Raw genomic sequence first — 23,427 nt, 5'->3', positions numbered from 1 at the left:
ATAACTTCACACATCAATTTGGAGAGAAAATTAGCACCGACTTTTTAGTAGATCGGATCTCCTCCTCATTCATCATCATTTTTCTAAATTCCCCATTGACATACATCTCCGCTTGGTCCTTATAGTGTTCACTAAATGGATTGCCGGACTGACCTGTTGGCAGGATACTGATGCTATTTTCAACATCGGAGAAATCGACGATCCGTCTTGTGGAAGGGCCGGAACTAACTTTGTACAATCCTGTGCTATCATAAGGAAAGGCCAAATTATTGATAACCTCACGTGTTCCTTCAATAGGAAAGGGTCCCACATTGAATAATGACCGTAATGCATCTACCTGACCAATGGGATGGCCATGTTCCAAGGTATGCACCTTGTTCCATGTCCATTGGGCAATATCGGGCCCAAAGTCGGATTCTAAAGAGCCAATGGCCTCCACTAATGATTTTTTGATTATATCACTTCTTTGTTCCAAGATTTCAGGAGTTGAAACATCGTCCCACCAAACGGACGTATCACTCTCGATGATAGGCGCTATGGTTCGCTTTAAAACGTGCGTAGCTAACAATTGTTCAAATTGTTCCGCGCCCAATTCATCCTCAAAAATATTTTCCAGAACCTGATATACCCAACGTGTGTATATCGTTCCGCTTTCGTTGTCCAGGGAGTATATTCCATCCCAGGCTTTTAGCGCATCTAAAACCTTGGTTTCCTTGTCAGATACCTCCTTAATTTTTATGGCACCCATCAGGTCTTGGGCAATTTCCAAATGTACCGGCGAGTTTACATCCAAAATCATACTGGAAACATCGTTACTGTCCCAATCGCTTTTAGGGTCCAACAATTGAACGATACGCTTGGCCCTATTTTCGGGCAAATAATAGCCTGGATATAACATCCCTGAAATGGAATCTGGCTGGTTGTTTGCGGAGTACACATAGTTCCATGGCGGGTTCACCGCTTGCGGATTTTTTTCAAAATCCAAGAATTCCCTTGTATCGCTAGGTTTATTGCTCGCGTCAAAAACCAGTTTTGTATTTACACTATCCGGAACCTGCCAAAGTTTTGCGGTGGCGAACCAGCCAATATTGCCTTCTGCATCGCCATACATGATATTGAGTCCGGGCGCATGTATTTTTGGCAAGGCCGATGTAAACTCGCCAAGATTCGTGGCATGGCTAATTTCGTAAAAGGCATCCACCACGGTATTTTCTTCTTGGGTGTATACCCAATACATGGAAACGGGGCGTTCGCCTTGGATTTGATCGGCAATCCCGTTTAGGATGGGTCCGTGTACCGATTTCTTAAAAGTGAATTTGATATCCGACGAATCCTTCACCTTAATCGTTTTTGTTACCGATTCATACTCCGCCCAAGTACCGTTTAGGCGATACTGATCGGCATTTTCGGGATTGTTTTCCTCAAAGTAAAAATCCACATCGTCGTTTTCGAACATGGTCATCCCATAGGCGATATCCCGATTGTGCCCCAAGACCGGAAACGGAATGCCCGCAATATGGTAGCCGTATTTTGAATAGGTAGGTGTTTCCACATGGGCTTCGTACCAAACCGATGGTTGTGCAAAGCCAATATGCGGATCATTCGCAAAAATAACCTTCCCGTTTTTGGTCTTTGCAGGCGCCAAGACCCAACTGTTACTGCCCTCGAACAGCGGAAGGTTTACTTTTCCAAGTGCTTCGGTTACTAAAGCTGTTACGGAATTTCCAACGGAATCCACTGGGTTGTTTTTAAAGTTCTTGATCCATACTGTGCTGGTATCGGAATGTATTGCCAAATCCTTTAAATATTCGAGGCCTAGTTTGTCCTTTATATTGCTCAGCAGTGGATCGGTTTTATGCCCCATGGCAAAACTGAAGGCCATATACCCCATGATATTGTACACATCGGTAATCGTAAACTCGGTCTTATCGATTCCTGTCAGATAAAATTCTATGGGTGTTGGGCCTTCTTCCACAAACTGATTGAGTCCGTCCAAATAGGCTTGCATTATGGTAGCTGCATCACCGTTCATATCCAATTTGGAAACGGCCTTTTCCGATGCCTCATCGATTCCCAAAGAAAGAAAGAACTTATCCGTACCGATCAAATCCTTGCCAAAAACTTGGGAGAGCCCACCGCTTCCAATCCTGCGAAGCAGCTCCATTTGCCATAGTCGGTCCTGCGCATGCACATAGCCCAAAGCCCTAAAGGCATCTTCTTCGGTCTCCCCATAGATATGCGGCACACCATATTCGTCAAAATAAACCTGTACCTCGTTCTGTAGTTTTGGAAGTTTTTTTTCGCCAGAATAATCAGGTTTGTGCAATTGTACGAATACGTAACCTGAAATAACAATCAGGAGGATGAGGGTCAACAACACGTACCCTACTTTTTTGAATATCTTCATGGATGTTCCTAAAATTACACCCGTAATTTAAGGTTAAATTTTTGAAGCCAAAAGACGGTATCCTATTTCTTACGGATTGCTGGAAAATCCCTTTCCTTCATAATTTCGTAGCCCTTCCTGCAACCAGGTTCTGTAGGTATCTGCATCGGTGTTCTGGATGGCCGTGTTCAACACCTCCAAGTCCGGCGAGAGCAGCACATAGAAAGGTTGCGATACCGCATTGAAGTTCACATCCTGAAAAGTACCCCACTTTTGGGCAATGTTACCGATGCGCTTGGTTCGGCCCGAGTCATATTGAAACGTAAACTGCTCGGCCTCTGGAAGTTCCTTTCTATCGTCTACATATAGTGAAATAAGAACGTAATCATTTTTCAAAATCTGATAGACATCCGGTTCGCTCCATACATTTTCTTCCATTTTCCGACAATTGACACAGGCCCATCCGGTAAAATCCAACAAAATAGGTTTTTCCTGTTCCTTGGCGTAGGCCAATCCCGTTTCAAAGTCCTTAAAGCAGTCAATGCCCAGGGGACAATCGGATTCCTTTTCAAAAACACTGTAAAATTCCGGTGGTGGGAAACCGCTTAACAATTTCAGATTTGAAATCCCCGTCAATCCTAAAATCAAGTACAAACTAAATGCCGCACTCACCACGCCAACGGCCTTTCTGCCTATGGAAAGTTTTCCTTTGGGACTGTCATGCGGGAATTTAAAAACACCAAAGAGGTATAATGTTATCAATATTCCTATGAGAATCCAAATTCCAATAAAAACCTCTCTTTTTAGGATTCCCCAATGACCTACCAAATCGGCATTGGAAAGGAATTTCAAGGCCAAGGCAATCTCCAAAAATCCCAATACCACTTTTACCGTGGTCATCCATCCGCCAGATTTTGGCAAGGAGTTCAGCCAGGCCGGGAATAACGCAAAGAGTGCAAACGGAAAGGCCAACGCCACGCCAAATCCGGTCATCCCAGCAGATAGATTAGTAGCCACATCGCCTTCGGCCAAGGTCGTACCTCCCAATAGTCCGCCCAAAATGGGTCCCGTACAGGAAAACGAAACAATGGCCAAGGTCACGGCCATAAAAAAGATGCCCAAAGCCCCTCCAATCTTTGAGGATGCCGCATCCATTTTATTCGCCCAGGAACTGGGTAGGGTCAATTCGTAATAGCCGAAAAAAGAAAAGGCAAAGAAGATGAAAATGGCGAAAAACGCCAAGTTCAGCCAAACGTTGGTGGCTATGGTATTCAGTATTTGAGAATCGACCGAATCAAATAAATGAAACGGAAGACTCAACAGGAAATAGATCAATACGATGAAAAAGCCATAGAGCAAGGCATTCGCTATCCCCTTTGATTTTTTCTCCGAATGTTTGGTGAAAAAGGAAACCGTTAAGGGAATCATGGGAAATACGCACGGGGTCAAAAGGGCGATAAGCCCTCCCAAAAATCCGAGGGCAAAAATCACCCACAGATTGGAACCTGAACCAATATTCTCCTGACCCTGACTCAACAAGGCCTTGTTCTTTAAATCCAATTTTAGGTTCGCCGTCAACATCTTGCTTTTTTCATCCAGTGCAAGGGTTTCCGTCACGGCCTTGGAACCGTCCAAGGAAAACACAAAATCAATATCGGCAGGGATACAGACTTCCTTACAGACCTGATAAAATAGGTTGACCTTTACTTGTTTGATCTCCGGATTCAACAGTTTTATCCGCTGGGTAAAGATGGCCTCTTCCTTAAAAAAGGTTTCCTCTACCTCAAAAATATCACTGAATTCCTTCACGGTGGCACTCTCCTTTGTATCGCCCACCAAAGCGTAGTCCTTATCTACTTCAAAGAATTTGAATTCACTGGGCAAGGCACCTCCTTCGTCCGTGAACTGGGAATACACATGCCATCCCTCGTGAATGTCGCCTTTGATAATCAGCTCAAATTCCGTATCCGAAATCTTATTGACCTCATGGCTCCAAATGACCGGATTTTCATCGCTCTGGGAACGGCCCACAAATGATGATAGTAGAATGAAAATTCCGAAAATTAGTTGCTTCATAATAATGCTATGCTTAGTATCTCTTTTGTTGTTTCCGTTACTTTAAATCGGTCATCTGCCCGCCTACCTATTACCCAAACGATTGCATCGCCAGAGCAAAGTAACCATTGTTCCTGTTTGGAAAAAAGATCCAATTTTTCATCCTTAAAGTACTTGGACAATTTCTTCTTGCCCTTCATCCCAAAGGGATAAAAATAGTCGCCTTTCTCCCATTTCCTTACGGTCAACGGATATTTTAACGTGTTTTTATCCAAATAAATTATACGGGCAGTGGTATCCCTTTTTTCCGATACCTCTTTACCTTCCAAGCCAATGGGGTAATCGATTTTAAAGTCGCCCTCTTCAATTTCAAAAACTCCCTTTTCCTGTGCCGTGTTTTTGGCCAAAATCAAGTAATCCCGATTCTTCAGCAATACATATTCAGCAGAATAGACAGATTTACCGCTCATGGCGTCCAATAGTTCCGCTACGTTCTGCCATTCCGTAAAACCAAATTCCTTGAACAGTCCGTATAGGTAGCCATGGAGAGGCCGGAATTTTTTTAATTCCGATACGGAAATCTTCAAATACTGGTTTTCCCTTTGGAAAAGCCGTTCCCTAACCCTCTCCAGTTCATTTTCCGAAATTTCCTGGGTTTCCTTGAGAAAGCCCAAGGTGCGTTCAAAATTTTCCATAAAGGCAGGATGCAGTTCCTTTAATTTCGGGACAATTTCCTGTCGGATTTTATTGCGCAAATACTTGATATCGGCATTGCTTTCGTCCTCCCGCCATTGTAGATCCCTTTCTTTGGCATGGGCCAAAATCGTATCCCGGGTATATTTCAAAAGCGGTCGCCTGATTTGACTGGTTGCTTCGGGAATGCCGGTCAAACCATCGATTCCGGTTCCGCGGGACAAATTTATGAGAAAGGTTTCCAGATTGTCATCGGCATGATGCGCCGTAACCAAATAATCGATTCCATGTTCTTCCATCAATCCCTTGAACCACTGGTACCGCAGCTCCCTGGCCGCCATTTGCACCGACACCCTATGACTATGTACATAACCCATCGTATCAAAATGGGTCACAAGTACCGGTCTTCCCAATCGATTGCCCAATTCCTTTACAAGTTTCTCGTCGCCATCGCTTGCCGCTCCACGCAACCTAAAATTACAATGTGCCAAAATGAAATCCATCTCGCTTTCCTTACAGAGGTAAGACAGCAAAACACTATCCAACCCCCCACTGCACGCCAATAAAAATTTATTTTTTGTCAGTTCCGGAAAGTTATCTAAGATGTGCGTTTGAAAATCCTTGAGCATGGCACAAAGTTAACCAATTAAGAAATTCACATAATCTTAAACCTCTTCCAAAACCTGTCGCATCGCCTTGGCCTTTAACAGACATTCCAAATACTCCTTTTCCGGGTTGGACATTGCCGTAATGGCGCTCCCAACGGCATAGGAAAGATATTTTTTGGAACTATTATATAGGATGCTGCGTATGACCACGTTGAAGTCAAAATCGCCCTCCGGCGTAAAATATCCTACCGCCCCACTGTATACGCCCCTTTTGAACGATTCCAAGTCCTCTATAATCTGCATGGCAGACACTTTGGGGGCCCCGGTCATACTGCCCATAGGGAAACAGTTTTTTATAAGATCCACAGGGTTTTCATCTTTTTTCACCTCACAGCATACCGTTGAAATCATTTGATGTACCTGGGCAAAGGAATACACTTTGCAGAGTTCCTCCACCTGTACGCTTCCCTTTAGGGCAGTTTTGGACAAGTCGTTACGCACCAAATCCACGATCATCACATTCTCTGAACGCTCCTTTTGGTCCTTTTCCAAATGTCGTTTCAGTTCTGCATCCTTTTTTGGGTCTAGTGAACGGGCCGCCGTTCCTTTTATGGGCTGTGAAACTATTTTTGTACCGACTTTCCTTAAAAATCGTTCCGGACTGGCACATAGTACATAGTTGCCGAAGAACTTCATGAAGGTCGCGAAGGGCGGTCTTGAAATGGCGTTCAAGCGTTCATAGACGGGCAAAGGAATCATATCAAAGCCTTCACAATAAAATTCCTGACAAAAATTTACCTCATATATATCGCCTTGATGGATGTGGTCCAATATTAGGGAAACCTTGTTGAAATATTCATCCTTGAAAATCTGCATTTTTATGGACGGCTGCTCATGTTGAAAGCCGATGTCTTCCTCGAAATAATTTTGGGAAATCGACTCAAAGTCGGACTGCATCTCATCGGCGACCATATCCAAGTACAGAAATTCAACCTGGGAACCCTGGATTTGAATAATTTTCTTTGGCTGAAAGAAATAGAGCTCCGGAAATTCCAGTCCGTCAAAATTTTGGGATTCAAGGGCTTCCACATCGTTCTTTAAATCGTAGGAGAGATAGCCAAAAATCCAGTCGTTCACTTGCGACTGATAGGCCTTTAAATCCTCAAAGGCGTTGTGGTGATCCGTAGAAATTGCCGTGAGGCCATCCACGGCAAGCAGTGCTTCAAAGGAGGTATAAGAGTTTTGATGACTGTTGGAGTCCAACCATACAATTTCATCGAAACGCTGCGCCCAACGAAGCACCGAGCGTTTGAAAGCACCGATGTCATCAACGGTATGCAGGAGTCGTTGCCGCAACAGCCTAGTCTATTACCTTTAGAAAATCCTTCAACAAATTTTGGTGCGCCTGGGCCAAGTCGGCATCCACGATACCCTTATAGGCATCAAAATTCTCCTTGAACTGGGGCAGGGAAAAGGTGCCCACAATATGGGCCCCAAACCTTTTTAAGAGGGCGGAACTTACTTCCAAAGCTCCGATACCTCCACGCTTTCCGGGCGAAGTAGCCATTAGAAGCACCTTCTTATCCCGAATAAAATCGCGATCCAACCGGGATAACCAATCCAACAAATTTTTGAAATAAGCAGAAGGGTAGCTATTATGTTCATTTACCGAAATAATCACACCCTTGGAAAACTGGATATCCCGCTTGAATTCATTGAGGGCATTTGAATATCCGTGTTCCTTCTCATAGTCCATACTATACATGGGAAACGGACAATTGCTCATGTTCATGAGTCGGACTTCCTCAGTTCCTATCAAGGAGCACGTATATTTTACGAGTTCAAAATTTATGGAAGCCGAAGAATTACTTCCGGCAAAGGCGAGGATAAAGGACATAAGCGGTCAATTTTTAAAAGGACTAAATTAGCCAAAAGCCACTTAGTTAACAGTATTTTATCTAATTTCGCGCTAGAAAACATCCAACCACCCTGTAAATTAAGTATATAGGGTAGTTAAAATTTGGAATGGACAAACGTACTACAAGACTATTCTTTATCGATGCCATACGGGCATGGGCCATCCTAATGATGCTACAAGGGCATTTTATTGATGGACTCCTCGACCCGCTTTATAGGGATTCCTCAAATACCGTTTTCAACGTTTGGAAATATTTTAGAGGGATTACGGCGCCTGTTTTCTTTACCGTATCCGGTTTTATATTTACCTATCTATTGATCAGGGTTCCGGAACGTGGTTGGCAGAACCCCAGGGTAAAAAAAGGTATCAAGAGAGGCTTACAGTTACTATTTATTGGTTATCTCTTACGCCTAAATCTTTGGGGACTCTTTAAAGGGGAAATTTACAGCTCCTTCTATCTGGTGGATGTATTGCACTGCATCGGGTTTTCAATCTTAGGAATCATTACGTATTACGTGTTGACAGCCAAATCCAAATATTGGCTGTTTTCCTTCCTTCTTTTCTCCACTACACTGCTGTTGTTCATTTTTGAACCGATATACAAAACACTGGAATATAATGGTTTACCCACTTGGATAGCGAACTACCTGACCAAAACCAACGGTTCCGTTTTTACCATAATACCTTGGTTTGGCTACACTACCATGGGTGCGTTCCTTTCGCTTGTCTTTACAAAATTTAAGGAACACCAAAATTTATATACGGTTGCCATACCAACATTTGCACTGATAGGGTTTACACTGATGTGGTATTCTTCGGACTTCTTTGCACTTTTAAATGAAATTACCGGATTACAAATTTTTGCCCATGTCGTATCCAATAACTATCTGTTCATTAGGCTGGGAGACGTATTCGTTGTATTCTCCATTTTTATGCTGTTTAGAAAGTTCCTGACCAACAAAACCGGACTGCGGTTGGGTCAGAGTACCCTTTCCATTTATGTAATCCACTTCATTATCCTTTACGGAAGTTTTACGGGACTTGGTCTCTACCGATTTTTCCATCATTCTTTGAATCCTTGGATGGCCATCATTGGTGCCATCACCTTTATGGTCGTCTGTTCGTATCTGGCACTTGGCTATGAGAATAAAAAGGTCTGGATCAAGGAGCAGTTACATCAGATTGTCCTACTTATTAAAGTGCAGGCGGAGCGATTACTAATTATAGGGTTTAATCTACTTAGAACCCTGCTTTTTAGATTGGTTCAGTTTTTAGGGCTACAGAGGAGTTAGGAGTTAGGAAAAATGCCGTTTCAAGTAGTTTGAAACGGCATTTTTTTTAAACCATACTTCGGATTAAATATGCAACGCACGGTCCTCCGTGGCGGCAAGTGCGGCCTCTTTTACCGCTTCCGCATAGGTTGGGTGTGCATGGCTCATTCTGGAAATGTCCTCGGCGGATGCCCTAAATTCCATGGCGGTAACGGCCTCCGTAATCAAATCGGCACAACGGGCCCCAATCATGTGGACACCCAACACTTCATCGGTTTTCTTATCGGCCAATATCTTTACGAATCCGTCAATGTCCATACTTGCTCGCGCACGGCCTAAAGCCCTCATAGGAAATTGACCCACTTTATAGTCCACTCCAGCCTCCTTTAGTTCCTCTTCCGTTTTACCAACGGCGGCGACTTCTGGCCAAGTGTACACTACGCCCGGAATCAGGTTATAATCGATATGCGGCTTCTGACCTGCCAATTGCTCGGCTACCAAAGTACCTTCTTCTTCTGCTTTATGCGCAAGCATCGCTCCTTTGACTACGTCACCAATGGCATATATATTGTCTACGTTGGTTTTAAGATGTCCATCGACCTCTACTCGGCCCCTGTCATCCATTTTCACACCGGCCGCTTCAAGATTGAGTCCTTCAGTGTAAGGTTTCCTTCCTACGGATACCAAACAATAGTCGCCTTCAAAAACGACTTCGGTGCCTTTTTTGTCATCGGCTTTTACCGTTATCTTTTTACCCTTACGTTCGACCGATTTTACCTTGTGCGAAAGGGCAAACTTAATTTTCTGTTTTTTAAGGACCTTCATGAGCTCCTTGGAAAGCGCCCCATCCATGCCGGGTATGATTCGGTCCATATATTCCACCACGGTAACCTCGGCACCCAAACGGCTATACACCTGGCCCAATTCCAGACCTATCACCCCGCCTCCAATAACGATCATATGTTTTGGAATTTCGGTAAGTTTTAAGGCTTCGGTAGAGGTAATGATGCGTTCCTTATCCATGTTTATGAATGGTAACGAAGCAGGTTTGGAACCTGTGGCGATGATGATGTTCTTGGCCTCGATGGTCTCCGTTTTTCCATCATTCTTCTTGATATTGACATGGGTGGCATCCTTGAAACTTCCCACCCCCTCGTAGACATCGATTTTATTTTTGTCCATCAAAAACTGGATGCCTTTAGTGGTTTGATCTACGACCCCTTGCTTTCTGGCGATCATCTGCTTCAGGTTTACCTTTACCTCCCCGGGAATCTCGATACCATGCTCCTCAAAATGGTTGATGGCATCCGCATAATGGTGCGATGAATCCAAAAGGGCTTTGGATGGAATGCATCCCACATTCAAGCAGGTTCCCCCCAAAGTGGGATATTTTTCAATAATTGCGGTTTTCATTCCTAATTGGGCACATCTAATGGCACTCACATATCCTCCAGGACCCGAGCCGATAATGGCTACATCGTATTGATTCATAAATTTTAATTTTTACGCGCTATTCGAGATTTAGTGCATTCCGACACTAATTTCGATATTCAGTTAAAGTTCAAAAAACCCATAGTATTCGACTATGCATTTAGTGTGGTAAAATTACTGCTTTTTTGAATTTTACAGCGGTATAACGGTAGAATGCTTCACTTCTTTTATGGTAAAGGAACTTTGGGTGCTGCCAATATGCGGTATGGCCGTTAACTTGGAAACCATAAAATTCCGATAATCCTCCATGTCCCTTACATGGATTTTTAGGATATAATCAAAATCACCGCTTAAGTGATGACATTCCACTACTTCATGGAGCTTGCCTATTTCACGTTCAAAATGACGGATATTGTCCCGGGTATGCTGTACCAACTTCACATGGCAAAACGCCGTAAAACCTTTATCCACGGTAAACCTGTCGATCAGCGCCACATAGGATGTAATGACCTTGGCGCGTTCTAACCTCTTGATTCTTTCGTACACCGCAGTGGTAGAAAGTCCAAGGGTATCCGCATACTCCTTTGTCGTCTTTTTACAATCGGTCTGCAATAGGCCCAACAATCTTTCATCGATTTCATCAAACTTCATAACCGAATTTTATTCTATAAATTAACATTCCAAAGCTTCCTCTTAAACTAATTTTCCAAGAATCGGAATATTATAGATTATTTTTCTTTAAATATACATTTTGATTGACAATTCATCTAAATAAATATATTTTTGATGACAAATGTTACAATAATGGGCCATAAAGAAGCAAACGATTTACAGGATCTACAGTATTTTGGTGAGTTTGGTGGGGTGAATCCTTCCATTTCAGATTCATCGACCTACACGTTTCTATCCGCCAAAACAATGTTCGATACCTTTGAAGGGAACACGGAAGGATGTTATCTCTACAGTAGGCACTCCTCCCCTTCCAACCTCTATTTAGGGGAAGCCTTGGCGGCTTTGGAGGGAACGGAAACGGCCAACGTTACCGCGAGCGGAATGGGAGCGATTACCGCCGTCATCCTGCAATTATGCGATGCCGGAGACCATATCATTAGCAGCAGAACTATTTATGGAGGTACATATGCCTTTATGAAGAACTTCTTAAAAAAGTTCAATATTGAAATAACATTCTTGGATATTACCAATTTGGATGCGGTTTCGAGCTCCATAAAGCCAAGGACCAAAATGATTTATTGCGAGAGTGTGAGTAACCCCTTGTTGGAGGTCGCGGATATTTCCGCATTGGCAAAAATTGCGAAGGAAAACGGAATTCCCTTGGTAGTGGACAATACGTTCTCCCCCCTATCCATCACTCCGGCCAAATTGGGTGCCGACATCGTAATCCATAGCCTTACCAAGTTCATCAATGGCACCAGCGATTGTGTGGCTGGAGCGGTCTGCGGCACGAAGGAATTTTGTTTAAGCCTCAAGGACGTAAACAATGGTGCGGGAATGCTTTTGGGAAGTACGTTGGATAGCCTACGGGGCGCTTCCATACTCAAAAACATGCGAACCTTGCATATCAGAATAAAAAAGCACAGCGAAAATGCGCAGTTCTTGGCCGAAAAATTTGAAGGAGATGGTCTACGGGTCGTTTATCCCGGACTGTCCTCACACCCCGGCCATTTGATCATGGAAGATCAAATGAATCCACAGTTTGGATATGGCGGACTCCTAACGATTGACGTGGGTTCCCTGGAAAATGCAAATTCCCTGATGGAGATGATGCAAGAACGGAAATTAGGCTACTTGGCGGTCAGCCTGGGCTTTTACAAAACGCTTTTTAGTGCCCCAGGCACTTCCACTTCCTCCGAAATTCCCTTGGATGAACAAAAAGCCATGGGCTTGGGTGACGGACTTATCCGCTTTTCCATTGGTTTGGACAGTGATATCCACCGAACCTACGATTTGATGAAGCAATGCATGGTAGACCTAAACATACTTGAAGCCGATACGATGAAGCTAGAGTAAAAGAATATCGGGTTGCACATCTTTCCTTTAAATCGTAATATTACGGGATAACCAAACGGAAAATTGTTGATGGCGGATCAGAAAACCAACAAACATAGAGAGAACGAGCATATTGTTGATAATAAGGAACTGAGCATTTTAGAAGCAACAATACCCGTAGTTGCGCTGGTTATTATGCTGGCATACAATGTATATGTGTTTGGGGATGACGCGTTAAGTGGTTCAAATCAATTTATCCTTCTCTTAGGCGGGGCTGTTGCAGCTATCGTAGGTATCTATAAGAAAGTTCCCTACAAACAGATGTTGGCCGAGGTCGCCGAAAACATCAAATCCACTTCCGGTGCCTTGCTAATATTATTGATGGTGGGAGCATTGGCCGGAACATGGCTCGTTAGCGGTATTATTCCGGCCATGATTTATTACGGACTCCAAATTTTAAATCCCACTATTTTTTTAGCAGCCTGTGTCATCATTTGTGCCGTTATTTCGATAGCTACGGGTAGTAGTTGGACCACGGCCGCGACTGTGGGCATCGCATTGATTGGAATTGGCGAGACCCTGGGAATTTCATTGGGTATGACGGCAGGAGCTATCCTTTCAGGTGCTTATTTTGGCGATAAGTTGTCCCCACTAAGTGACACTACGAATCTTGCGCCAGCTATGGCCGGTGGTGAGTTGTTCACCCACATAAAGTATATGTTATGGACCACCATGCCTACCATAACAGTTACGCTTATCGTGTTCATAATTATTGGTTTCAACCTTGAAACCAGTGGTGAGGCGGATGTTGATGCCATTCTTTCTTCCATAGATGCTTCATTCAATATAAACGGATGGCTTTTTATAGTACCGATAGTCGTTGTGGCATTGATCGTGAAGAAAACCCCGCCTTTGGCCGCTCTCCTCATAGGAACTTTATTAGGGGCGCTTTTCGCCCTTATATTTCAGCCCGAAGTTGTGGCAGGTATTACAGGTGCCAAGGAATTGAATTTTCAATCTGGATACGAGGGTATTTTAAAAGCAATTACGGTAAGTACCGATGTTCCAACGGACAATGCGTCTTTGAGTGACCTATTCTCTGCCAAGGGAATGGCAGGCATGTTGGGAACCATTTGGCTTATTGTTTGTGCCATGGTTTTTGGGGGAATTATGGATGGAATTGGGGCACTCTCAAGAATTACAAAAGCTTTGTTAGGTTTGGCCAAGTCAACCTTTGGGCTGTTTTTTAGCACAGGAATCAGCTGTATCGTTTTAAATGGTACGGCCTCCGATCAATATCTGGCCATAGTTGTTCCGGGCAAAATGTTCTCCCAAGCTTTCAAGGATAGAGGTTTGGCCCCCGAAAACCTAAGTAGAACCTTAGAGGATACTGGTACGGTAACTTCCGTGTTAATTCCGTACAATACATGTGGAGCGTACCATAGCGGCGTCTTGGGCGTAGGCGTGGCCGAGTATTTTGTATATGCCATTTTTAATTGGCTCAGCCCTATTATGACCTTCATCTTTGCGGCCTTTAATATTAAAATCAAAAAGTTGGTCAAAACCGTAAGCAACACCTAAAATTTAAAAGTGAAAATTTATCCTTTTTTTAAAGGATTTGGCTTTTAGGTATGGGCTTATATTTTTAATTTCACGTTCCAAATAAAATGAAACACTATGGCAACCGTAACACTCAAAGGAGGTGAAATCCATACCTTGGGAACCCTTCCTTCAACTGGCAGCAAAGCCCCTGATTTTCAACTCACAAAGAACGACCTTTCTTCCGTTAAGCTTTCGGATTACCAAGGTTCTAAATTGGTTCTGAACATTTTTCCAAGTGTGGATACGGGAACCTGTGCCCAGTCCGTCAGACAGTTCAACGAGGAGGCTGCGGAACTTGATAACACCATAGTTTTGTGCATTTCCAAAGATTTACCGTTTGCTCAGGCACGCTTTTGCGGAGCGGAAGGCATTGAGAACGTTGAAATGCTTTCCGATTTTAGGGACGGTAATTTTGGCAAAGCCTATAATCTGGAATTTACGGACGGTCCCTTGACCTCACTTCATTCCAGGGCAGTGGTCGTATTGGACGAAAATGGAACGGTTTTGTATACGGAGCAAGTTCCGGAAATTGTGGACGAACCCAACTATAAAGCTGCACTTGAAGCTTTGATGGATTCCTAAATACGGCAAAATGCCCAAAGAATCCTTTCTGGTAAATAGAATAAAAAGCGTTGGCTTCGCCCTTCGCGGTGCCCTTTTGTTGATACGAACGGAGGCCAGTATAAAGATTCAGATTTTTATAACGCTGGTTATGACCGCGGCCGGATTCTATTTTGAAATATCCAATACGGAATGGATCTTGCAAATTTTTGCCATCGCCTTGGTCCTGGGAATTGAGGGAATGAACACGGCCGTTGAAAAGATTTCGGATTACGTACAACCGGAGTTCGATACCAAAATAGGTCTTATTAAGGATATATCAGCAGGAGCGGTCATGTTGGTGTCCATAGCTGCAAGCATTGTTGGCTGCATCATTTATTTTCCCAAAATTTTTTAAAAATAATAGCTAAAAGGCTTCGGGGGTAAATTTGTACTTTTGCCACCAGAATACGTTTTACATGGCAAAAAAGGCATCCAAATCCAAGCCAAAGGCAACAGCTACCAAAAAGAGGAATCCTTTTAAGATATCCAAACAGAACAAGATTATTTTGGGTAGCCTTCTGATTCTTTTTAGTATAGCGCTTTTCTTTTCATTTGTATCGTTCTACTTTTCTTGGGAGCATGACCAAAGTTTATTGTCGGAATTCAAGAACAGAAACGAGGAAGCCAAGAACCTGCTCAACAAATTTGGGGCAAGCATCAGTCATTTCTTTGTATACAAGGGTTTTGGAATTGCCACTTTAATACTTCCTGTCTTATTATGTCTAACGGGAATCTATATGTTTCTGGGGTTGGATAAAAAAGGTTTGGCAAAAAAGTGGATTTGGGGACTTTTGTTTCTCATTTGGTTTTCCATAGCATTCGGTTTCTTTGCCGTTGAAAGTCCGTTGTTGGGAGGTCTCGTAGGATATGAAATGAACGACTTCCTTCAGGATTACACAGGCAAAATTGGCGTATTGCTATTGCTGATATTTGGTCTGATATTCATTTTGGTCCGACTTTTCAACGTTACACCGGAAGGTGTTGCGGAGTATTTTAAGTCAAAAAGAAAGGAGCTCTCTGCCGACTTTATGTCTGCCAGACCTGCCGAGGATAATGATATTGAGGATGATATACCTCTAGGCATTGATGACGAGGAGCAAGTTTTGGTAGACACCTATACCCATAAGGAAGAAATACCGCACCTGAACAAGGAAGAAGACGACTTTAAGGTTACAGTTCCCAAAGAGGATGAGGAAGAACTGGCCATGGAAGTGGAGCAAATTGTGGAAGAACCGGAGGAGATTGACGTACTGGCCAGTAAATTGGTGGATGATTTTGGTGAGTTCGACCCCACCTTGGAACTGGGCAATTACAAATTCCCTACCATCGATTTATTGGATGCCCATGGGGTTTCCGGCGGAATTACCATCAATCAGGAAGAGCTCGAGGAAAACAAGGACAAAATTGTTGAAACCCTCAAAAATTATAAAATCGGTATCGCGCAAATCAAGGCGACCATTGGACCTACGGTAACCCTTTATGAAATTGTTCCGGACGCCGGTATCCGTATTTCAAAGATCAAAAACCTGGAGGACGATATTGCCTTGTCCTTGGCCGCATTGGGCATTAGGATCATCGCGCCAATTCCAGGCAAGGGAACCATCGGTATAGAAGTACCCAATAAAAACGCGACGGTCGTTTCCATGCGCTCCGTAATTGCTTCGAGCAAATTCCAAAAAGCGGAAATGGAACTTCCGATCGCCTTCGGAAAAACCATCAGCAACGAAACTTTTGTGGTGGACCTGGCAAAAATGCCCCACTTGTTGATGGCAGGTGCCACGGGGCAAGGTAAATCCGTTGGACTCAACGCCGTTTTGACTTCGCTTTTGTACAAAAAACATCCGGCCGAAGTCAAGTTCATTTTGGTAGACCCCAAGAAAGTGGAGCTTACCTTATACAATAAAATCGAACGGCACTTCTTGGCGAAACTGCCGGACTCCGAAGAAGCCATCATCACGGACAATACCAAAGTTATCAACACCTTGAACTCCCTGTGTATTGAAATGGACAACCGTTACGAACTGTTGAAATTGGCCATGGTACGGAACCTTAAGGAATACAATACCAAGTTCAAGGCACGAAAGTTGAACCCGAACGACGGTCATAAATATTTGCCCTACATCGTTTTGGTCATCGATGAGTTTGCGGACCTGATCATGACGGCCGGTAAGGAGGTGGAAACGCCCATAGCAAGGTTGGCGCAATTGGCCAGGGCAATAGGCATCCATCTTATCGTTGCTACGCAAAGACCGTCGGTGAACGTAATAACAGGTATCATCAAAGCGAACTTCCCCGCCAGAATCGCTTTTAGGGTTACTTCCAAAATAGATTCAAGAACGATTTTGGACGCCCAGGGCGCGGACCAATTGATCGGCCGTGGTGACATGCTGTATACACAAGGTAACGATGTTACCCGTATTCAGTGTGCCTTTGTGGACACCCCCGAAGTGGCCAAAATCACGGAATATATCGGTTCACAACGTGCCTACCCAGAGGCCCATGAACTCCCTGAGTACATCGGCGAAGATTCTGGCACGAGTGTTGATTATGATATTGAGGACAGGGATAAGATGTTCCGGGAAGCGGCAGAGGTTATCGTTATTGCCCAGCAAGGTTCCGCCTCGCTCATACAACGAAAGTTGAAGCTTGGCTATAACCGTGCGGGACGAATCATCGATCAGCTGGAAGCAGCCGGAATTGTCGGGCCTTTCGAAGGGAGCAAGGCAAGGCAAGTACTCATTCCCGATATGGCATCCCTACAACAATTATTGGATAACGAAGGCCTATAAATGGCTCAAAAATTAAAACTACATAACATGCAAAAAATAGTATTGGTATTCGCGTTTGTTCTTTCCGCTTCTATGTTGAGCGCACAAACCCCTGAAAAGGCCAAGGCACTGCTGGACGAAGTCTACAACAAGGTAAAAAGCTACGATAATATTTTTGTGGACTTTAAGTTCGACTTAAAAAATGCCGAGGCAGGTATAAACCAGGAAACACGGGGCGATGTCACCTTGGCAGGCGACAAATATGTATTCAACTATCTGGGCTCAAAACAGCTCTACGATGGAAAAAAGGTCTATACCATTGTTCCCGAAAACGAGGAGGTGACCATTGAAGACCAATCCAATGAAGAGGATGCCATGACACCATCAAAAATGTTGACTTTCTACAAGCAAGGCCATAACTATGAGTGGGACATCCTACAAAATGTTCAGGGAAGAAAGATACAGTACGTAAAATTGACCCCCATAGACTCCAATACGGAAATAAAATCCCGCTTGTTGGGAATCGATATGGGCACAAAACATATCTATAGGCTCATAGAAACGGGAAAGAACGGTACCAAGACCACGATTACTGTTAATTCTTTTAAAACAAATCAGCCTTTATCGGCGACCTTGTTTAATTTTGACGAAGCCAAATACAAGGATGAAGGCTATTACATCTTAAGAAATTAACACCATTGAGAATACTAGACCGGTATATATTATCCAGGTTTACCTTTAATTTTGTCAGTTCGTTTGTAATATTGATGTTCATCTTCATATTCCAAACGATTTGGCTTTTTATAGACGATTTGGCCGGTAAGGGTCTGGATATCATCATTATAGGAAAATTTCTTTTTTACCTGATGCCGGACCTCACGGAAAAGGTACTACCGCTCACGGTGTTGCTCTCCTCCATTCTGACCTTTGGTGCCTTTGCAGAGAATTATGAGTTCGCGGCTATGAAAGCATCGGGTATCTCGCTACAAAGGGCCATGTTGAGCTTGATCGTCTTTGTAACCATTCTGGGGGGCGTCACATTCTTTTTCGCCAATTCCGTAATCCCATTATCACAACGCAAAATTTACAATCTTCGTAAGAACATCGCCAAGGTTAAACCGGCAGCTGTGGTGGCGGAAGGTGTTTTTAGTGACTTTGAGGGGATGAACATCAAGGTAGATGAAAAATATGGCGAAAATGACCGATACCTTAGAAACGTCATCATCCATCAAAAAAATGACAGAAGCCAAAACAATGTGGTCATAAAATCCAAACAAGGGGAACTTGTAAGTAGCGAGGATTCAGATATAGTGCAGCTAATCCTTACGGACGGACATTATTACGATGATATAGACTCCAAAAAAAACAAACTTAAGTATCCGCATGCCAAAGCCGATTTCGACACCTACATCATGAACATCGAAATCCCGGAATTGAACAATGAGGATCTGGAAGAGGAACGTGATATCAGTACGGACAAAATGAAAAATATTTCAAGGTTGCGAAAAGATATTGACTCCTTGAAGGATGATAACTACAGAATAGTTAGGGCATTCTCCAAAAGCATCGGGAACAGGATGGGGATGTTCCAACCCTTGGACCCAAGCGATACGGCAAAAATAAAGTCGACCCTACAAAAAACCCAGGACTCCATTAGGCAGATAAAACTGGAAAAGCTAAAAAACAATCCGGCACGACAGGATTCCATAAAAGAGGACATCTTCCACATTTTTCCATTTTACCTTCAAATGCAGGTAGTGAATTCGGCAAAAAACGCCACCACCAATGTCCTTAATTCTGTCAAAGGAAAAAAGGAGGAAATGCAAAAACGGTATAAAATATACAACATGCATATACTTTCCATGCATAACAAATATGCATTGGCATTCTCTTGTATTATCCTGTTTTTTGTGGGCGCTCCCTTGGGTGCCATCATTCGGAAAGGCGGACTGGGCCTGCCCATGGTAATTGCAATTGTGCTATTTTTGGTCTATTATTTTATTGGTGTGTTTGCAGGTAATTATGCAAAGGAAGGAAACATCCACCCCATGTTGGGCGCCTGGCTATCCACCCTCATCATGTTGCCATTGAGCATTGTCCTTACCAAAAGGGCCACCGAGGATAAAGGTTTAATGAGCTTTGGTGTAATAACGGATTTTTTCAAGAACCTATTTAAGAAGCAAAAAAATGGAGGTCATGACGTCTAATCTTGCGGATAAAATTCAATTGAATACCATTGAGGAAGCCATAGAGGATATCCGCAATGGCAAGGTAATCATTGTTGTGGACGATGAAAACCGTGAGAACGAAGGAGATTTTCTGGCGGCTGCGGAATTGGCAACCCCAGAAACCATCAATTTTATGGCCACCCATGGAAGAGGACTCATTTGTGCCCCTTTAACCGAAGGAAGATGTGAATATCTGGGCCTGCACCGAATGGTCAACAACAACACTGACCCCTTGGAAACCGCATTTACCGTTTCCATTGACCTACGAGGACAAGGGGTGACCACTGGTATCTCCGCGTCCGACAGGGCCAAGACCGTTTGCGCCCTAACGGATGATACTATTAAGCCGCATGATTTTGCTAGACCCGGACACATTTTCCCCCTAGTGGCAAAAGAAGGCGGCGTACTTAGGAGAACGGGACACACGGAGGCCGCGATAGATTTTGCCCGACTCGCCGGGTTGAAACCCGCCGGGGTCATCGTTGAAATCATGAACGAGGACGGCAGTATGGCCAGACTCCCCCAATTGATAGAAGTGGCCAAAAGGTTCGATTTAAAAATCGTATCCATAGAGGATTTGGTGGCGTACCGAATGGAACACGATAGCCTGATCCACAAAGAACTTGATTTTCCCATTACCACAAGGTTTGGGGAATATCGATTGCGGGCCTACAAACAAACCACCAATAACCACATTCACCTAGCTTTGACCAAAGGCTCCTGGGGCCTCGGGGACAAGGTGCTCACACGTATCAACTCCACGTTGGTGAACAATGACATTTTGGGAACGCTAACCAACAATGCGGATTCCCAATTGGAGAACATGTTCAAGGCCATCAATCAGGAAGGCACGGGAGCTATTGTTTTTATCAATCAAGATTTGGAATCCATGAACCTTCTAGGGAGGCTTTCCGAGTTAAAAGAACTTCAAAAACAAGGGATTCACAAGGCTCCCAAAATAGAAATGGATGCCAAGGATTTTGGCATTGGCGCACAGATTCTGCATGATCTGGACATATCCAAATTGAGATTGCTCACCAACAGCCAACAGACCAAGAGAGTGGGTATTGTGGGCTACGGTCTGGAAATTGTGGAATATGTTTCGTACTGATGTAAACGAGTATTGTCCTGTTAAGGACAAAGACCGCTTCGCTTTTAGACAAAAGAGGTAAGAAGTATTTTCCGATACCATAATAATTTGCGTGTTGTTGTATGAGAAAGGATTAAAAATCATATATCGCTGTTAAAATAGCCAGGAGCATTTTCTTACTTACTTCACCTTTCTAATCAGCATTGGATTTAACTATATTTCACAGTTTATACCAATTCAATTTTTAAAACCTGCCAAAGAAAATGGAATATTTTTTTGGATTACAATAAAGAAAAACGTTGCGCAGCCTTAGTTGCGGAACTTTTTTATTTTGAAGTAATGCGAGAAAAGAAACATTTTATTGGATGGGATTGAATGTTGAATTGGTATTAAATCATTTTGACACGTTGTGCATTTTAACAATTTTACACAAGAAGTCAGTTCGAGTGCTTGATTTTTGATTTTTTTATCAAAAATCAAGTGTATCGAGAACCCATCGCCTTCGCTAAGGGAAGGTTCCTTTGGCCCATAAAAACGTTCTCGATACAATTTTTCTTCATTTCATTGCGAAAAATCACTCGAACTGACCCATTAGGTGACAGATTCAAAATGAACAACGGGTTCACTTTAGTATATTTTTTAAGATTTGGGCCATGTCGTTCGCGCGCTTTTTGACTTCGGCCTCAGTCCAACTCAGTTTTATGAGACAGGAGATTGTTCTGCCGATCCAATGGTCGGATTCGGAGAAATCTGATTTGGAATAATCCGGAAGGTTGTTTTTGACTTCATCCGGCAGTTTTCCCAAGGAAGTCAGGTTCGTTAGGTGTTCCCATTTTCGATAATAATGCCAGTTATTGTCATACCAATAAAAACAGGCATCCACGCCCCCATCACCCAGTGCGGTATGTGCTTTTTTGGCCAGGTCCTCCGTCGGAAGGAAAAAATTTAAAAAGGAATAATTCTGAACCCCACCGGATGGAATCCTTCTAAAACCAATTCCTTCAATCCCCTTTAATGCGTCGTACAAAACCCTATAATGTTTCTCCTGAATTTCCAAGAATTCATCCAAACGTTGGATCTGGGCACACCCCACGGCCGCGTTCAGTTCTGAAATTCTATAATTATACCCTAAAAAAGGATGGGATTCCGCTCCCCGGTTGTTCCCCACATGGTCGTGACCGTGATCGGAATAATGGTCGGCATTGCTATGATATTCGGCATTATTGGTGATCAAGGCCCCTCCTTCCCCGCAGGTTATCGTTTTTACATAATCAAAGGAAAAACAGCCCAAATCCCCATAGCTTCCCAAAGGTTTGCCCTCATAACTGCCACCAATGGCCTGGCAGGCATCTTCTAACAGAATTAGATCATGCGTTTCGCAAAGGACCTTTAACGGTTTCAAATCGGCCATGGAGCCACACATATGCACTGGCATGACCACCTTCGTTTTGGGTGTGATGGCCTTTTCTACAGCGGATGGTTTCAGGGTTAGTGTATCGTCCACATCTACCAAGATAGGGACGGCGCCAATTGCCAAAACCGACTCAAAACTGGCCACAAAGGTAAAGGTGGGCAGGATCACCTCGTCCCGCGCTCCTACGCCCGCACTGGCCAAGGCCACCGTCAAGGCCGCCGTGCCACTGCTCACTACCTGCGCATGCGCAACCTGCATTCTCGCACATAAGGCCGCTTCCAGTTCCTTGGCCTTCCAATGTCCCTTGCGGGGGCCATCAAATCCGTAGCGCATCAAGACGCCCGTATCCAGGACCTCGTTGACGCTTTGCTTTTCCTTTTCCCCAAATAATTCGAAACCTGGCATATGCTTATTTTAAAATGAGAAGATACTTATTTTTGCTTGGATGTAAAATGCCGATAGATTTCCAGCTTTTCCTCTTGGGTAAACTCCTTTGCAGAAAACCAATCATGGGCGGCAATTTTTTCGTTCTCAATTTGCGCCTTTCGGATAGCCTCCAAAGAAACCAGGTGCCAATGTGTACCCTTTTTTCTGGAAACGGAATAGCCAACATCCTCCGTAATATAGGACGTCTTGGGCTCGTTCACCAATCGGACGCCATTCTTTAATACTGCCAAGGTCTTGGTCAGGGAAACTACCTCAGAGAAGGAGTACCTCACAAAATCCGTAAAACCATTTTGCCTTGTATTATACACCTTGTCGCCTACTTTTAACTTTTCCATTCGTTTAAAAGTCTGCAAAAATAAAAGTTGATCGCTTTTCCACCGAACGGTTATGAACGGAACTTATCAACAGAAAGCCCCATTTAAGGAACTCGGGTTTTTAAATTTAGACTGATTCCATTTAAGGGGTTGACGTTCATATTCTTACAGGCATTCACTAACTTTATACCCAGTGAACAAATTAGCCTCCATAGTACTTTCGGTCGTAATCCTATTGCAGACGATCGGCCTTCACACCGACGATTTGGTGCAAATCGATGAATTCATCGAACATGCCAAATTCCACAGCGAGCAGTACGGCGATAACGTACTCGTCTTCATATCCAAACACTACGGGGAATTGAAAGCTGCCCACGAACAAGAGCATCAAGAGGAAAAGGAGGATCATGAACAGCTTCCTTTTCAGCATCATTCCCATTTAAGTTCCATCATTGCCTATACCCCAAATCCCTTACAAACGGAATTGGAAACCCCAATGATCACGGAGTACAGGGACTCCAATTTTTATTATCAGGCACCTTCTTCCTCTTCCCATACAAAAGGCTTGCTACAGCCACCACGGCATTCATAA

General features: G+C 43.6%; 19 protein-coding genes. 10 read left to right on the top strand and 9 right to left on the bottom strand.

Annotated features, from left to right (window positions below):
- Nucleotides 1–13 precede the first annotated feature (13 nt).
- The 5 genes from ACZ41C_RS14560 to ACZ41C_RS14540 form a co-directional block, all read right to left on the bottom strand.
- A complete protein-coding gene (locus ACZ41C_RS14560; protein WP_464562460.1) occupies nt 14–2,407 on the bottom strand; it encodes a penicillin acylase family protein in 2,394 nt (797 codons plus the stop codon).
- 69 nt (nt 2,408–2,476) lie between these two features.
- Nucleotides 2,477–4,462 carry a protein-disulfide reductase DsbD family protein gene (locus ACZ41C_RS14555; RefSeq protein ID WP_464562458.1) on the bottom strand — a complete coding sequence of 662 codons (1,986 nt, stop codon included), beginning with the start codon at nt 4,460–4,462 and terminating at the stop codon, nt 2,477–2,479.
- Nucleotides 4,459–5,763 (bottom strand): tRNA lysidine(34) synthetase TilS, encoded by a 1,305-nt coding sequence (gene tilS / locus ACZ41C_RS14550; RefSeq protein WP_464562456.1) that lies wholly within the window; start codon nt 5,761–5,763, stop codon nt 4,459–4,461. The genes ACZ41C_RS14555 and tilS overlap by 4 nt, the downstream gene beginning before the upstream one ends.
- A 36-nt stretch (nt 5,764–5,799) precedes the next feature.
- Nucleotides 5,800–7,098 carry an anthranilate synthase component I family protein gene (locus ACZ41C_RS14545; RefSeq protein WP_464562454.1) on the bottom strand — a complete coding sequence of 433 codons (1,299 nt, stop codon included), beginning with the start codon at nt 7,096–7,098 and terminating at the stop codon, nt 5,800–5,802.
- A 4-nt stretch (nt 7,099–7,102) separates the two neighbouring features.
- A complete protein-coding gene (locus ACZ41C_RS14540; RefSeq protein ID WP_272637156.1) occupies nt 7,103–7,639 on the bottom strand; it encodes an NADPH-dependent FMN reductase in 537 nt (178 codons plus the stop codon).
- 128 nt (nt 7,640–7,767) lie between these two features.
- Here ACZ41C_RS14540 and ACZ41C_RS14535 point away from each other — a divergent pair, with 128 nt between their 5' ends.
- Nucleotides 7,768–8,952 (top strand): heparan-alpha-glucosaminide N-acetyltransferase domain-containing protein, encoded by a 1,185-nt coding sequence (locus ACZ41C_RS14535; protein ID WP_464562452.1) that lies wholly within the window; start codon nt 7,768–7,770, stop codon nt 8,950–8,952.
- 63 nt (nt 8,953–9,015) lie between these two features.
- Here the strand turns inward: ACZ41C_RS14535 and lpdA are convergent, their stop codons facing one another.
- Nucleotides 9,016–10,422, bottom strand: a complete 1,407-nt coding sequence (gene lpdA / locus ACZ41C_RS14530; RefSeq protein WP_464562450.1) for a dihydrolipoyl dehydrogenase — start codon at nt 10,420–10,422, stop codon at nt 9,016–9,018.
- Nucleotides 10,423–10,554: 132 nt separating this feature from the next.
- On the bottom strand, nt 10,555–11,013 hold the full coding sequence (locus tag ACZ41C_RS14525) for an Lrp/AsnC family transcriptional regulator (RefSeq protein WP_464562448.1): 459 nt from the start codon (nt 11,011–11,013) through the stop codon (nt 10,555–10,557).
- A 153-nt stretch (nt 11,014–11,166) separates the two neighbouring features.
- On the opposite strand from ACZ41C_RS14525, the gene ACZ41C_RS14520 reads away from it, so the two are divergent.
- The 8 genes from ACZ41C_RS14520 (at nt 11,167) to ribB (ending at nt 20,681) form a co-directional block, all read left to right on the top strand.
- Nucleotides 11,167–12,390, top strand: coding sequence for an aminotransferase class I/II-fold pyridoxal phosphate-dependent enzyme (locus ACZ41C_RS14520; RefSeq protein ID WP_464562446.1), 1,224 nt, complete (start codon nt 11,167–11,169; stop codon nt 12,388–12,390).
- A 69-nt stretch (nt 12,391–12,459) separates the two neighbouring features.
- The gene (gene nhaC / locus ACZ41C_RS14515; RefSeq protein ID WP_464562444.1) at nt 12,460–13,950 is read left to right on the top strand and encodes a Na+/H+ antiporter NhaC; all 1,491 of its coding nucleotides are present in this window, start codon (nt 12,460–12,462) and stop codon (nt 13,948–13,950) included.
- A 96-nt stretch (nt 13,951–14,046) separates the two neighbouring features.
- Nucleotides 14,047–14,553, top strand: a complete 507-nt coding sequence (gene tpx / locus ACZ41C_RS14510) for a thiol peroxidase (protein ID WP_138258410.1) — start codon at nt 14,047–14,049, stop codon at nt 14,551–14,553.
- Nucleotides 14,554–14,563: 10 nt separating this feature from the next.
- On the top strand, nt 14,564–14,929 hold the full coding sequence (locus ACZ41C_RS14505; protein WP_138258409.1) for a diacylglycerol kinase family protein: 366 nt from the start codon (nt 14,564–14,566) through the stop codon (nt 14,927–14,929).
- A gap of 61 nt (nt 14,930–14,990) precedes the next feature.
- Nucleotides 14,991–17,363: an FtsK/SpoIIIE family DNA translocase gene (locus ACZ41C_RS14500; protein WP_464562441.1), complete on the top strand. Its 2,373-nt coding sequence runs from the start codon at nt 14,991–14,993 to the stop codon at nt 17,361–17,363.
- A 27-nt stretch (nt 17,364–17,390) separates the two neighbouring features.
- A complete protein-coding gene (gene lolA1 / locus ACZ41C_RS14495; protein ID WP_464562439.1) occupies nt 17,391–18,035 on the top strand; it encodes an outer membrane lipoprotein periplasmic chaperone LolA1 in 645 nt (214 codons plus the stop codon).
- Nucleotides 18,036–18,109: 74 nt separating this feature from the next.
- Complete coding sequence (locus ACZ41C_RS14490) at nt 18,110–19,549, top strand: LptF/LptG family permease (RefSeq protein WP_240042729.1); 1,440 nt, start codon at nt 18,110–18,112, stop codon at nt 19,547–19,549.
- Complete coding sequence (gene ribB, locus ACZ41C_RS14485; RefSeq protein ID WP_464562437.1) at nt 19,539–20,681, top strand: 3,4-dihydroxy-2-butanone-4-phosphate synthase; 1,143 nt, start codon at nt 19,539–19,541, stop codon at nt 20,679–20,681. Before ACZ41C_RS14490 ends, ribB begins: the two co-directional genes overlap by 11 nt.
- Before the next feature lie 601 nt (nt 20,682–21,282).
- Here ribB and ACZ41C_RS14480 read toward each other — a convergent pair.
- Complete coding sequence (locus tag ACZ41C_RS14480; protein ID WP_464562435.1) at nt 21,283–22,479, bottom strand: DegT/DnrJ/EryC1/StrS family aminotransferase; 1,197 nt, start codon at nt 22,477–22,479, stop codon at nt 21,283–21,285.
- A 26-nt stretch (nt 22,480–22,505) separates the two neighbouring features.
- Nucleotides 22,506–22,856, bottom strand: coding sequence for a pyruvate kinase (locus tag ACZ41C_RS14475; protein ID WP_138258403.1), 351 nt, complete (start codon nt 22,854–22,856; stop codon nt 22,506–22,508).
- Between the two features lie 172 nt (nt 22,857–23,028).
- Between ACZ41C_RS14475 and ACZ41C_RS14470 the strand changes: the two genes are divergently transcribed.
- On the top strand, nt 23,029–23,427 hold the full coding sequence (locus ACZ41C_RS14470) for a hypothetical protein (RefSeq protein ID WP_464562432.1): 399 nt from the start codon (nt 23,029–23,031) through the stop codon (nt 23,425–23,427).

The organism is Maribacter sp. C-4077 (genome assembly GCF_055378385.1).
The sequence above is the reverse complement of the archived record's forward strand: the minus strand, read 5'-3'. Positions and strand labels throughout refer to the sequence as shown.